The sequence below is a fragment of the Kitasatospora sp. NPDC057512 genome (assembly GCF_042802135.1).
Classification (GTDB): domain Bacteria; phylum Actinomycetota; class Actinomycetes; order Streptomycetales; family Streptomycetaceae; genus Kitasatospora.
In genome coordinates, this window is sequence record NZ_JBHVET010000208.1 from 1 (window position 1) to 11,640 (window position 11,640).

The following is an 11,640-nucleotide window of genomic DNA, read 5'->3' on the forward strand; positions in this document are numbered from 1 at the left end:
GCCCGGGGGGGGTACCCCCCGCGGCCCCGCGGCCGTCCGGCGTGAGCGCGCGCCCGTCCGGCGCGAGCACTGGGTCCTCCGGCGTGAGCGCGGTGCGGTGATCGGGATAGCGTGGTCGGGCAGCGACGAAAGGACCTCCCACCACCATGACCCGCGTGATCGCCGGGGCGGCCGGCGGCCGCCGGCTGGCCGTACCGCCCGGCCGGGGCACCCGCCCGACCTCCGACAAGGCCCGTGAGGCGATGTTCTCCACCCTGGAGGCGCTGCGCGGCACCCTGCACGGGGTCCGGATGCTCGACCTGTTCGGCGGATCCGGCGCGGTCGGGCTGGAGGCGCTGTCGCGCGGCGCCGAGCACGTCCTGCTGGTCGAGGCGGACGCCCAGGCGGCCCGGGTGATCCGGGAGAACGTCCGGACGATCGGCCTGCCGGGGGCCGAGGTGCGGGCCGCCAAGGCGGAGAAGGTGATCGTCGGCCCGCCCCCGCAGAGCCCGTACGACCTGGTCTTCCTCGACCCGCCGTACGCGGTCACCGACGAGGAGGTCCGCGAGATGCTGATCACACTCCTGGCCGGGGGCTGGCTCGCGGAGGACACGCTCGTCACCGTGGAGCGCAGCACCCGCGGCGGCGGGTTCGCCTGGCCCGAGGGTTTCGAGGAGCTGCGCTCCCGCCGTTACGGCGAGGGCACGCTCTGGTACGGTCGCGCCGCCGCCGCGGCCGGCGAGCAGGAGTAGCGGGCCGCGGCCCGCAGCAGCCGTCACCCCACGAGGGAGCACACACGCCATGCGCCGAGCCGTCTGTCCCGGTTCGTTCGACCCGATCACCAACGGCCACCTCGACATCATCGAGCGGGCCTCGAAGCTGTACGACGTGGTGCATGTCGCGGTCCTGATCAACCGGAACAAGCAGGGCATGTTCACCGTCGAGGAGCGGATCGGCCTGATCGAGGAGGTCACCGCCGGCTTCGGGAACGTGGTGGTCGAGTCGCACCACGGCCTGCTGGTGGACTACTGCCGGGAGCGCGGCATCCCCGCGATCATCAAGGGCCTGCGCGCGGTCAGCGACTTCGACTACGAGCTCCAGATGGCCCAGATGAACCACGGCCTGACCGGGGTGGAGACGCTGTTCGTGCCGACCTCGCCGACGTACAGCTTCCTCTCCTCGACGCTGGTCAAGGAGGTCGCCTCGTACGGGGGCGACGTCTCGCACCTGCTGCCGGAGACGGTGCACGGCCGGCTGGTCGAACGGATCGCGGAGCGCAAGGCGGCGCAGTAGTCCACTGCCTGTCGGTTCCTGCCGGTTCGTCACGTCATGTCCGTTTCCCCGGAGACCGGTTCGGCTCAGGCGTTGTGACCCCGCTGGGCAGTGGCCGTACAGTCTGTATCCCTGCCCCGCGGTGAGGTTCACCGCGTCGGGCCTGCCTCCGCCGGACCGTCGGCGGCACACGGAAAGACGAAGCCCCGTGGACGTGCAGAACAAGGTCGACGAGATCGTGGCGGCGGTCGAGAACGCCCGCTCGATGCCGATGTCGGCCTCCTGCGTGGTGAACCGGGCCGAGCTGATCGGCCTGCTCAACGACCTCAGGTCGGCGCTGCCCGCCGAACTCGCCCAGGCCCAGTCGGTGATGGCCGACCACGAGCAGGTGGTGGCCGGGGCCCAGGCCGAGGCGGACCGGATCATCCAGGGCGCGCACGCCGAGCGCGGCTCGCTGATCTCGGACACCGAGGTGGTCCGCCAGGCCCAGGCGCAGGCCGACCGGATCCTCGCCGAGGCGCGTGCCGAGGTCGACGCCAAGCTGGCCGAGGCCGACGACTACGTGGACAGCAAGCTCGCCAACTTCGAGGTCGTGCTGACCAAGACGCTCGGCGCCGTCGGCCGCGGCCGCACCAAGCTGCGCGGCGACTCCAGCGTCTTCGAGGCCGAGCCCGAGGGCGAGAGCGACGGCGAGGAGTTCCGCCCGCAGCGGATCAGCCCGAGCCCCGAGGTCGACGAGTACGTCGACGTGAAGCTCGCCACCCTGGAGAACGTGCTCGGCGCCACCCTGGAGGCGGTCGGCAAGGGCCGGGACAAGCTGCTCGGCAAGCGGCCCATCGACGAGCTGGGCGCCTACCTGGCCGCCGCCGACCAGGCCCAGGAGGCCAAGGAGCGGGCCGAGGCGGTGGCGGCGGGCTTCGCCCACGACCCCGACGGCGGGGACATCGCCTGGTACCGCGAGGACGTCCCGCAGCAGCAGACCTGGCCGGAGCAGACCCCGGCCGCGGCCGGCTGGCAGGCCCCCGGCACCGAGCAGTACGCGGCCGCCCAGCAGCCCGGCGGGCAGTACGCCGAGGTGTACGGCGGCGGCTACGACCCGGCCGGCCAGGGCGACCCCTACAACACCCAGTGGGGCCAGCAGCAGGGCGGCTACCAGCAGCAGGGCTACCAGGACCAGCGGCAGGAGGGCTACGGCTATCCCCAGCAGCAGCCGGGCTACGCCGCGCAGCCGTACGACGACTACGCCTACCCCCAGCAGCCCGCCCTCCCGCCGGCCGTGCCGCACCAGCAGCAGGGGCACGGGCAGGTCCAGGGCCACGGGCAGGGGCAGGCCCAGGGCCAGGGTCAGGGTCTGGACGAGACCAGCTTCTTCGACACCAGCATGATCGACATGACCAGGCTGCGGGAGCTCGGCGGCCGCTGAACCGGCCCCGCCGCGACGGTGCGGGAGTCTCCCGACGGGACCGAAGTTGGGCCTGACGGGAGACTCCGGTAGTCTGACCACTCCGGCCTCTCCATGTCCGGCTGTCGGCTTGCCCGCGCAACGCCGACCGGACGGAGACGCAATCGAAGAACCCCCCATGGAAGTCAGGACACCGTGAACCGCCTCGACCACCGCGACCCCCTCGTGTTCGACACGCACGAGCTCGGTCGTCGCCCGGGCTCGATGCGCAAGGTGAGCCGGACCCTGGAGGCCCCCGAGGGCTTCGGGATCATCGACGTGATCGGCGTGCCGGAGAAGAGCCCGATCGAGCTGGAGCTCCGCCTGGAGTCCGTGGTCGAGGGCGTGCTGGTCACCGGCACGGCCGAGGCGGGCGTCGAGGGCGAGTGCGTCCGGTGCCTGGAGCCCGTCGAGTTCGACATCGACGTGGACTTCCAGGAGCTGTACTACTACCCGGAGTCCGACGAGCGCCACCGCGCCCGGACCACCGGGACCGAGGACCTCGACGAGGACTCGGAAGAAGAGACTTACCGTCTGGAGGGCGACTTCTTCGACCTCCGGCCGGTGCTGCGTGACGCGGTGGTGCTCGCACTGCCGCTGCAGCCGGTGTGCCAGGAAGACTGCCTGGGCCTGTGCTCCGAATGCGGAGCGCGCCTGAGCGACGACCCGGCGCACCACCACGATGCCGTCGACCCCCGGTGGGCGGCTCTGCAGGGACTCTCCGCCGCCCCCGGCGACGAGGGTGACGGATCTAAGAACAGCGACACCCGTGAGGGTCTCGCCGAGAACCAGGAGAAGTAGCCGTGGCTGTTCCGAAGCGGAAGATGTCGCGCAGCAACACGCGCCACCGTCGGTCCAACTGGAAGGCCGTTGTTCCGGCCCTCGTGGCGTGCGACCGCTGCCACGAGCCGAAGCTGGGCCACATCGCGTGCCCGAGCTGCGGCACGTACAACCGTCGCCAGGTCCTCTCGGTCTGATCGGCGGGGTGTACGGATCGATGTCGGACGGTAACTCCACCCGCAAGGCGACCATCGCCCCGAAGGGTTCCTCTTCGGGCGGCGGCAAGGCCGGCGGGCCGGCTTCGACCGAATACGACGTTCTGGAAGGGCGCCTCGGGTACACGCTCGAGCGCGCCCTTCTGGTACGTGCCCTGACCCACCGCTCGTACGCGTACGAGAACGGTGGGCTGCCCACCAACGAGCGCCTGGAGTTCCTCGGCGACTCGGTGCTGGGCCTCGTGGTGACCGACACCCTCTACCGCGTCCACCCGGACGTCCCGGAGGGCACGCTCGCCAAGCTGCGCGCCGCGGTGGTCAACTCCCGCGCGCTCGCGGACGTCGGCCGCGGCCTGGAGCTCGGCACCTTCATCCGCCTCGGCAAGGGCGAGGAGGGTACCGGCGGCCGCGACAAGTCGTCGATCCTCGCCGACACCGTCGAGGCCGTGATCGGCGCCATCTACCTGGACCAGGGACTGGACGCGGCCACCGAGTTCGTCCACCGGCTGTTCGACCCGCTGATCGAGGAGTCCTCTCAGCTCGGCGCCGGCCTGGACTGGAAGACCAGCCTCCAGGAGCTCACCGCCTCGGTGGGCATCGGAGTGCCGGAGTACGTGGTCATGGAGTCCGGTCCGGACCACGAGAAGACCTTCACCGCGGCGGCCCGGGTGGCCGGCGAGGACTTCGGCAGCGGCGTCGGCCGTTCGAAGAAGGAAGCCGAGCAGAAGGCCGCCGAGAGCGCCTGGCGCGCGATCAAGGAGAAGTACGCCGACCGGCTGCCCGCCGGCGCGTGATCCCGCAGTAGCCTTCACTCCTGCTGATCCGTACCGAGCAGGAGGCGTGTTCCCGTGCCCGAACTTCCCGAGGTCGAGGTCGTCCGCCGTGGTCTGGCCACCTGGGTGGCCGGACGGACGGTCGCCGACGTCCAGGTGCTGCACCCGCGCGCGGTGCGCCGCCAGCCGGCTGGCGCGGCGGACTTCACCGCCCGGCTGACCGGCACCACCCTCGGCACCGCGCAGCGGCGCGGCAAGTACCTGTGGGTGCCGTTGGCCGGCGCCGGGGCGGGGTTCTCGCTGATCGGCCACCTCGGGATGAGCGGCCAACTCCTCGTCCAGGACCCGTCCGTACCCGACGAGACCCACCTGCGGGTCCGGCTGCGCTTCGCCGACGGCGGGCGCGAACTGCGCTTCGTCGACCAGCGGACCTTCGGCGGCCTGGCGGTCGAGGAGGCCGAGGACGGGGACCCGGAGGGCACCCCGGTCTCGATCGCGCACATCGCCCGCGACCCGCTCGACCCGCGCTTCGACGACGCCGCCTTCGTGGCCGCGCTGCGCGCCAAGCGGACCACCGTCAAGCGCGCCCTGCTCGACCAGACCCTGATCAGCGGCGTCGGCAACATCTACGCCGACGAGGCGCTGTGGCGCTCCAGGCTGCACTACGACCGCCCGACCGCGACGCTCACCCGCCCGCAGGCCCTGCTGCTGCTGGCCAACGCCCGGGACGTGATGAGCGCGGCGCTCGCCGTCGGCGGCACCAGCTTCGACAGCCTCTACGTCAACGTGAACGGCGAGAGCGGCTACTTCTCCCGGGACCTCGACGCCTACGGCCGCGAGCAGGAGCCCTGCCGCCGCTGCGGCACCCCGATCCGGCGGGCGGCCTGGATGAACCGCTCCAGCTACTTCTGCCCCCGCTGCCAGCGCGTGCCGCGCGCCCGCAGCGAGGGCTGAGGCGGGCTACTTCCGGGCGAGTTCCGGCTCGTCGGCGGCCGGCTCCCCGGGCGCGCCGTGGGTGTCCTGGCCGAAGTAGGCGACCCCGACCGCGGCGACCACCGCCAGCAGGAAGCCCATCACGCCGAGCCAGCCCAGGCCGGCCTTGGAGGAGTCGCCGAGCCAGAGCACGCCGGCCGCGCCGGGCAGCACCGTCTCGCCGACCACCAGCGCGGCGGTCGCGCCGTTCACCGAGCCGATCTGGAGCGCCACGGTGTGGATGTACATGCCGCCGATGCCGCCGACCAGGACCGCGTACAGCGCCGGGTCGGAGAGCAGCTCGCCGAGCGCGAACGGCTCGATGCCGTTGAGGATGCGCACCCCGACGCCCAGGGCGCCGAAGCCGAGGCCGGAGAGCAGACCGGCGACGATCGCGCCGTTGGAGCCCATCCGCCGCACCAGCAGGCTGCCGCCGACCAGCAGCACGGTGGTGATGATCAGCAGCCACCAGTGGAAGGCCATCGCGGCGTGGTGGCCGCCCTCCGGCCCGGCCGAGACGGCCAGCAGCACCAGGGCCGAGCAGAGCACGGCGATCGAGGCCCACTCCAGCTGCTTGAGCCGGATGCCCAGCAGCTTGATGCTGAGCACCGCGGTGATCACCAGGTTGGCGCTGATGATGGTCTGGGAGAGGAACAGCGGCAGCAGCCGGGCGGCCAGCGCGCCGAGCCCGAAGCCGATCAGGTCGAGCACCGTGCCGAGGATGAACTCCCAGGTGACGGCGGCCTTCGCGGTCGAGGACAGGCTCGGGCCGCCGTGCTCGGTGGTCGAGCTGGTGGCGCCCTTGGCCGCCTCCTCCCGGGCGGAGCGGCGGGAGCCGACGGCCTGGAGGACCGAGCCGGTGCCGTAGCAGGCGGATGCCGCCACGGCGGTGACGAGGCCGATGATCACCGAGAACTCCGATCGGGAGGTGGGTCGAGAACGGTCTGAGTAAAGAAAAGGCAATGGGACCGGTGGTCCGGGACCACTATGCCCGCCCGCACGGTACGGTCGGCACGCCCCCCGGAGTGCCCCGGAGCGGGGCCGGGCCTGCCGGGACGTACGTCCGGCGGCCTCCCGCGGTTCCCGCGCGGGCCCCGACTCAGGGGTGGCCGGGGGAAACATCATCCCCGAGGAGGGGAGCGGCCCCGGCGGTCGGCGGGGAGTCTTGTCAGTACCAGTATGCGAAGGGTATGGCGTGCTCAGGGGCCGGTCACGGTAGCGTCGGGGGCATGAGAACCCTTGCACGACGTTCCCGGGGCGCCGGGCCGCTAGCCCTGGTGGCGGCGCTGCTCGGGCTGCTGCTCCTGCTGGCGCCCGCGGCCTCGGCGGCCGGCGGCCTGAGCGACGCCACCGCCGCCCTGAAGAAGGGCCAGGTCTACGTCGACCCGGCCATGACCAGCCGCTTCAGCCAGGCCCAGGCCGACGCCCTGACCAAGAAGATCGACAAGGCGGACAAGCCGATCTTCGTCGCGGTCGTCCCCGACTCGCCGGCCTTCGCCAAGGCGACGGTCTTCAAGGACCTCCGCACCACGGTCGGCGTCGACGGCGTCTACGCGGTCTGGCGCGGCGACCAGTTCACCGCCCGCGCCGACCGCGGCGCGCTCGGCGCCGGCGTCCCGGAGCGGATCTCCGGCGCGGCCTTCCGCTCCCACAACGGCGACATCGACGCCACCCTGAACGACTTCGTCGACCAGGCCGCCCCGCAGACCAAGGGCACCGGGGTCAACCACAGCACCTCGATCGCCTGGGTGGTCATCCCGGTGGTGCTGGTCGCGCTGGCCGGCGCCGGCGTCTTCTTCCTCTTCCGCCGCGCCAAGCAGCGCAAGGAGGCCCAGGCCCGGGCCGAGCTGGAGCAGCTGCGCCGGGTCGTGGACGAGGACATCACCGCCTTCGGCGTGGAGCTGGAGCGGCTCGACTTCAGCCCGGCCGCGGCCGACGCCGACGACGCCCAGCGCACCGACTACAGCCACGCCCTGGACTCGTACGAGAAGTCCAAGCGGCTGATGGACGAGGCGAAGAAGCCCGAGGACGTCAAGCAGGTCACCGAGGCGATCGAGGACGGCCGCTTCTCGCTGGCCACCCTGGCCGCCCGGCGGGAGAAGAAGCCGCTGCCCGAGCGCCGTCCCCCGTGCTTCATGGACCCGCGGCACGGCCCGTCCGTCAAGGACGTGGACTGGTCCCCGGCCGGCGGCGCCGCGCGCACCGTCCCGGTCTGCCAGGCCGACGCGGACCGGCTGGCGGCCGGCCTCGACCCGGCCGTCCGCACCGTCGACACCGAGCACGGCCCGCAGCCGTACTGGAACGCCGGCCCGGCGTACGCGCCCTGGGCGGGCGGCTACTTCGGCGGGTTCGGCGGCGGCGGACTGCTGCCGGGCCTGCTGGTCGGCACCATGCTCGGCTCGATGATGAGCTCCCCGGCCTACGCGGCCGCGCCGATGATGGACGGTGGCCACGGCTACCAGGACCAGCACGAGGGCGGTGACTTCACCGGCGCCGACTTCAACGGCGGCGACTTCGGCGGGTTCGGCGGCGGGGACTTCGGCGGCGGTGGCGATTTCGGTGGTGGCGGCGGCGACTTCGGCGGCGGGGACTGGTAACCCGCCCCGCCGACCGCACGCTCCCGCGGCCCCGCCGGTTCTCCGGCGGGGCCGCTCCCGTTCGCGCGGGGGCGTCGTCCGCGGGGGCGGGCCGGGGCCGAGCTGTGACCGGGGGCGCGGACGGCTAGGGTCGGGGCATGCACGGTCGCGACGCCCACAGTGAGGAACCGGTCCGGGTGACCGCCTGGGTCCGGGGGAAGGTCCAGCAGGTCGGGTTCCGCTGGTGGACCAGGGCACGGGCGCTGGAGATCGGACTGACCGGCTACGCCAGCAACCTCGGCGACGGCCGGGTGCAGGTGGTGGCCGAGGGGCTCGCGGCCGACTGCGAGCAGCTGCTGGCCCGGCTGCGCGGCCCGGGGACCCCGGGCAACGTCAGCGGGGTCACCGAGATCTGGACGGCCGTCGGCCCCGGCTACGAGGGTTTCGAGATCCGCTGAGCCGCTCCGGACCGGGGCCCCCGACGGTCCCTCGGCGGTGTCCCGGCGGCCCTTGGGCGGCGCTCCGCGCGGGCTCCCGGGAAAAGATCCGGAACCGGCGGTGTCACGAGGTTGCCATCCGGGCAGACTCGTGGTTGACTCCGCATCGAACGATGATCCACGAGCACGAGGTGGACCCGTCCCGAAGCCCCCCAGGCGTGATGACACCGCCGGGCAGGTGACAGGGCCGCGGTAGCGTGCGGTGATCGTGTTGACCCTTTCCGTCTTTGGTGAGACGCTGGAAGCCCGCGCACACGACCGCGTTCTCCCGGTAGGCGCATGCCCCCGTGAGCCCAGCTCACGGTGGTTGTGCCGCAGTGCCCAGCCAGCACTTCCGGTGACGCGCCGCGCGTGCGTCCCCCTTCCCCCTAGACCTGTACCGTTCCGGTTCGGTCACTCAGCGTGGAGGACCATTCATCATGGCAAAGGCGCTTCTCGGGTACGTCGGCGGCCCCGACCCGCGAATGCTCTCCGAGATGCGACGGCTTCAGCAGCGCGTCCAGGACCTTGAAGCGGAGCTCCTTCGGATGCAGGCTGAGAACGACGCTCTCACCGCTGTCGCTGACGAGCACTCGCTGCTCAACAGCATCGATCTGGATCAGCGGGAGCCGGCTCTCACCTGAGTCCCGCCCGGTCCTCGCAGATCGACGCCGCTGTGCACCGAGCCGCCCCGAAAGGGACGCAGCTTGCAAGGGACGCCCGGATGTGGCGTCCCTTCGTCGTGTCCGGCTCCGGATACAGTCGGTTCCCGTCGTGAGCGATAGAGGGGACCGGCCGCGTGCACCTGAAGAGTCTGACGCTGCGCGGGTTCAAGTCCTTCGCCTCCAGCACCACCCTGCGCTTCGAGCCCGGCATCACCTGCGTCGTCGGCCCGAACGGCTCCGGCAAGTCGAACGTGGTCGACGCGCTGTCCTGGGTGATGGGCGAGCAGGGGGCCAAGTCGCTGCGCGGCGGCAAGATGGAGGACGTCATCTTCGCCGGGACCAGCGGGCGCGCCCCGCTCGGCCGGGCCGAGGTCAGCCTCACCATCGACAACACCGACGGCGCCCTGCCGATCGACTACTCCGAGGTGACCATCACCCGGACCATGTTCCGCAACGGCGGCAGCGAGTACGCCCTCAACGGTGAGACCTGCCGCCTGCTGGACATCCAGGAGCTGCTCTCCGACTCCGGCATCGGCCGCGAGATGCACGTCATCGTCGGGCAGGGCCAGCTGGACTCCGTGCTGCACGCCGACCCGACGGGCCGGCGCGCCTTCATCGAGGAGGCGGCCGGCGTCCTCAAGCACCGCAGGCGCAAGGAGAAGGCGCTGCGGAAGCTGGACGCGATGCAGGCCAACCTCAACCGGGCCCAGGACCTGGTGGCCGAACTGCGCCGCCAGCTCGGACCGCTCGGCCGGCAGGCCCGGATCGCCCGCCGGGCCGCCGGCATCCAGGCGGACCTGCGCGACGCCCGGCTGCGGCTGCTCGCCGACGACCTGTGCGTGCTCCGCCGGGCCGTCGAGGCCGAGGTCGCGGACGAACTGGCGCTGCGGCTGCGCCGCACCACCGTCGAGCAGGAGCTGGCCCGCGCGGTGCAGCGCGAACGCGTCCTGGAGGCGCAGGTCGAGCAGCTCGGCCCCGGACTGGAGACCGCCCGGCAGACCTGGTACCGGCTCTCCGCGCTCGCCGAACGCACCCGCGGCACCATCGGGCTGGCCGAGGCCCGTGCCCGGCACGCCGTCGCCGGGGGCCGGGGCGAGGAGCGGCGCGGGCGCGATCCGGAGGACACGGAACGGGAGGCCGCGCGGGTCCGCGAGGAGGAGGCCGCGCTGACCGAGGCGCTGGAGGAGGCGCGGTACGCGCTGGCCGAGGCGGTCGAGCGCAAGAGCGGACTGGAGCGGGAGCTGGCCGCCGAGGAGCGCCGACTGCGGGACGCCGCCCGGGCCATCGCCGACCGCCGGGAGGGCCTGGCCAGGCTGCAGGGCCAGGCCGCCGCCGCCCGGTCCAGGGCCACCGCCGCGCAGGCCGAGATCGGCCGGCTCGCCGAGGCCAGGGACGAGGCGCTGCTGCGCGCCGAGGCCGCCCGGGGCGAGCTGGACGAACTCCAGCGGCAGGTGGACGGCCTGGCCGGGGAGGACGAGCAGGCCGAGGCCCGGTACCGGCGGGCGCGCGAGCACCTCGCCGCCGTGGAAGGGGAACTGGCCGCGGCCCGGGAGGCGTCCGCCGCCGCCGAGCGCGAGCGGGCCGGGCTGACCGCACGGCACGAGGCGCTCTCCCTCGGGCTGCGCCGCAAGGACGGCACCGGCGCGCTGCTGGACGCGGGGGAGCGGCTGGGCGGACTGCTCGGCCCGGCGGCCGCGCTGCTGCGGATCGAGCCGGGGTACGAGGTGCCGATCGCCGCGGCGCTCGGTGCGGCGGCCGACGCGGTGGCCGTCGACTCGCCGTCCACCGCCGCCGGAGCCCTGCGACTGCTGCGGGCCGAGGACGCCGGCCGGGCCGCGCTGCTGATCGCCGGTGCCGCCGAAACGGCCGAGCCGGCGGGGGAGTTGCCGGACGGGGCCCGCTGGGCGGCCGAACTGGTCGACGGCCCGGCCGAGTTGCTCGGCGCGGTCCGGCGACTGCTGGCCGGGGTGGCGGTGGTCGCGGACCTGGACCGGGCGCTGCGGCTGGTCGCCGGGCACCCCGCGCTGTGCGCCGTCACCGCCGACGGGGACCGGCTCGGCGCCGGCTTCGCCCAGGGCGGGTCCGGCGGCGCGCCGAGCCTGCTGGAGACCCGGGCGGCGGTGGACGAGGCGGCCCGGGCGATCGGCGAACTCACCGTCCGCTGCGCCGAGTCGGCCGAGCGGCTGGCCCGACTCGCCGAGCGGCGACGGGAGTCGGCCGCCGAGGTGGAGCAACTCGCCGAGCGGAGACGGCAGGAGGAGAAGGAACGGGCCCAGGTCGCCGGGGCGCTCGGCCGGCTCGGCGGGCAGGCCCGCGCCGCCGCCGGCGAGGCCGGGCGGCTGTCGGACGCCGCCGCGCGCGCCGAGCAGGGGCTGGCCGAACTGCTCGACGGCGCCGAGGAGTCGGCACGGCGCCTGGCCGCCGCCGAGGAGTCGACCCAGGCCGGGGAGGACGAGCCGGACACCGCCGACCAGCAGCGGCTGGCCGGGGC

The 11,640-nt window shown here is 73.5% G+C and carries 12 protein-coding genes; 11 read left to right on the top strand and 1 reads right to left on the bottom strand.

The window, feature by feature from the left end; translation table 11 throughout:
• Positions 1-146: 146 nt before the first annotated feature.
• The 7 genes from rsmD to mutM all read left to right on the top strand — a co-directional run bounded on the left by rsmD (position 147) and on the right by mutM (position 5,414).
• Positions 147-731, top strand: a complete 585-nt coding sequence (rsmD, locus tag ACFU6K_RS16185) for a 16S rRNA (guanine(966)-N(2))-methyltransferase RsmD (protein WP_375877283.1) — start codon at positions 147-149, stop codon at positions 729-731.
• Between the two features lie 49 nt (positions 732-780).
• A complete protein-coding gene (coaD, locus tag ACFU6K_RS16190; protein WP_049653382.1) occupies positions 781-1,272 on the top strand; it encodes a pantetheine-phosphate adenylyltransferase in 492 nt (163 codons plus the stop codon).
• A gap of 187 nt (positions 1,273-1,459) precedes the next feature.
• Positions 1,460-2,674, top strand: a complete 1,215-nt coding sequence (locus ACFU6K_RS16195) for an ATP synthase F0 subunit B (protein WP_380663558.1) — start codon at positions 1,460-1,462, stop codon at positions 2,672-2,674.
• Between the two features lie 174 nt (positions 2,675-2,848).
• Positions 2,849-3,493 (top strand): YceD family protein, encoded by a 645-nt coding sequence (locus ACFU6K_RS16200; RefSeq protein WP_380663560.1) that lies wholly within the window; start codon positions 2,849-2,851, stop codon positions 3,491-3,493.
• A 2-nt stretch (positions 3,494-3,495) separates the two neighbouring features.
• Positions 3,496-3,669 carry a 50S ribosomal protein L32 gene (rpmF, locus tag ACFU6K_RS16205; RefSeq protein WP_030056747.1) on the top strand — a complete coding sequence of 58 codons (174 nt, stop codon included), beginning with the start codon at positions 3,496-3,498 and terminating at the stop codon, positions 3,667-3,669.
• A gap of 20 nt (positions 3,670-3,689) precedes the next feature.
• Positions 3,690-4,481, top strand: coding sequence for a ribonuclease III (gene rnc / locus ACFU6K_RS16210; RefSeq protein ID WP_049653387.1), 792 nt, complete (start codon positions 3,690-3,692; stop codon positions 4,479-4,481).
• Between the two features lie 54 nt (positions 4,482-4,535).
• A complete protein-coding gene (mutM, locus tag ACFU6K_RS16215) occupies positions 4,536-5,414 on the top strand; it encodes a bifunctional DNA-formamidopyrimidine glycosylase/DNA-(apurinic or apyrimidinic site) lyase (protein ID WP_380663561.1) in 879 nt (292 codons plus the stop codon).
• A 6-nt stretch (positions 5,415-5,420) separates the two neighbouring features.
• On the opposite strand, the gene ACFU6K_RS16220 is transcribed toward mutM, so the two are convergent.
• The gene (locus ACFU6K_RS16220) at positions 5,421-6,341 is read right to left on the bottom strand and encodes a hypothetical protein (RefSeq protein WP_380663563.1); all 921 of its coding nucleotides are present in this window, start codon (positions 6,339-6,341) and stop codon (positions 5,421-5,423) included.
• Positions 6,342-6,661: 320 nt separating this feature from the next.
• Here ACFU6K_RS16220 and ACFU6K_RS16225 point away from each other — a divergent pair, with 320 nt between their 5' ends.
• From ACFU6K_RS16225 to ACFU6K_RS16240, 4 genes are all read left to right on the top strand, one after another.
• Positions 6,662-8,029, top strand: a complete 1,368-nt coding sequence (locus ACFU6K_RS16225) for a transmembrane domain-containing protein (protein WP_380663564.1) — start codon at positions 6,662-6,664, stop codon at positions 8,027-8,029.
• A 137-nt stretch (positions 8,030-8,166) separates the two neighbouring features.
• On the top strand, positions 8,167-8,466 hold the full coding sequence (locus tag ACFU6K_RS16230) for an acylphosphatase (protein ID WP_350524600.1): 300 nt from the start codon (positions 8,167-8,169) through the stop codon (positions 8,464-8,466).
• Positions 8,467-8,924: 458 nt separating this feature from the next.
• Positions 8,925-9,128 (top strand): hypothetical protein, encoded by a 204-nt coding sequence (locus ACFU6K_RS16235; RefSeq protein ID WP_045702518.1) that lies wholly within the window; start codon positions 8,925-8,927, stop codon positions 9,126-9,128.
• Positions 9,129-9,283: 155 nt separating this feature from the next.
• Positions 9,284-11,640, top strand: a 2,357-nt coding sequence (locus ACFU6K_RS16240) for a chromosome segregation SMC family protein (protein ID WP_380663566.1), incomplete at its 3' end; no start/stop codon positions are given.

What these genes read in the sequence shown, in the direction of transcription:
- rsmD (WP_375877283.1), top strand. Translation starts at nt 147, where the DNA reads ATGACCCGCGTGATCGCCGGGGCGGCCGGCGGCCGCCGGCTGGCCGTA.
- coaD (WP_049653382.1), top strand. Translation starts at nt 781, where the DNA reads ATGCGCCGAGCCGTCTGTCCCGGTTCGTTCGACCCGATCACCAACGGC.
- rnc (WP_049653387.1), top strand. Translation starts at nt 3,690, where the DNA reads ATGTCGGACGGTAACTCCACCCGCAAGGCGACCATCGCCCCGAAGGGT.
- ACFU6K_RS16225 (WP_380663564.1), top strand. Translation starts at nt 6,662, where the DNA reads ATGAGAACCCTTGCACGACGTTCCCGGGGCGCCGGGCCGCTAGCCCTG.
- ACFU6K_RS16230 (WP_350524600.1), top strand. Translation starts at nt 8,167, where the DNA reads ATGCACGGTCGCGACGCCCACAGTGAGGAACCGGTCCGGGTGACCGCC.
- ACFU6K_RS16235 (WP_045702518.1), top strand. Translation starts at nt 8,925, where the DNA reads ATGGCAAAGGCGCTTCTCGGGTACGTCGGCGGCCCCGACCCGCGAATG.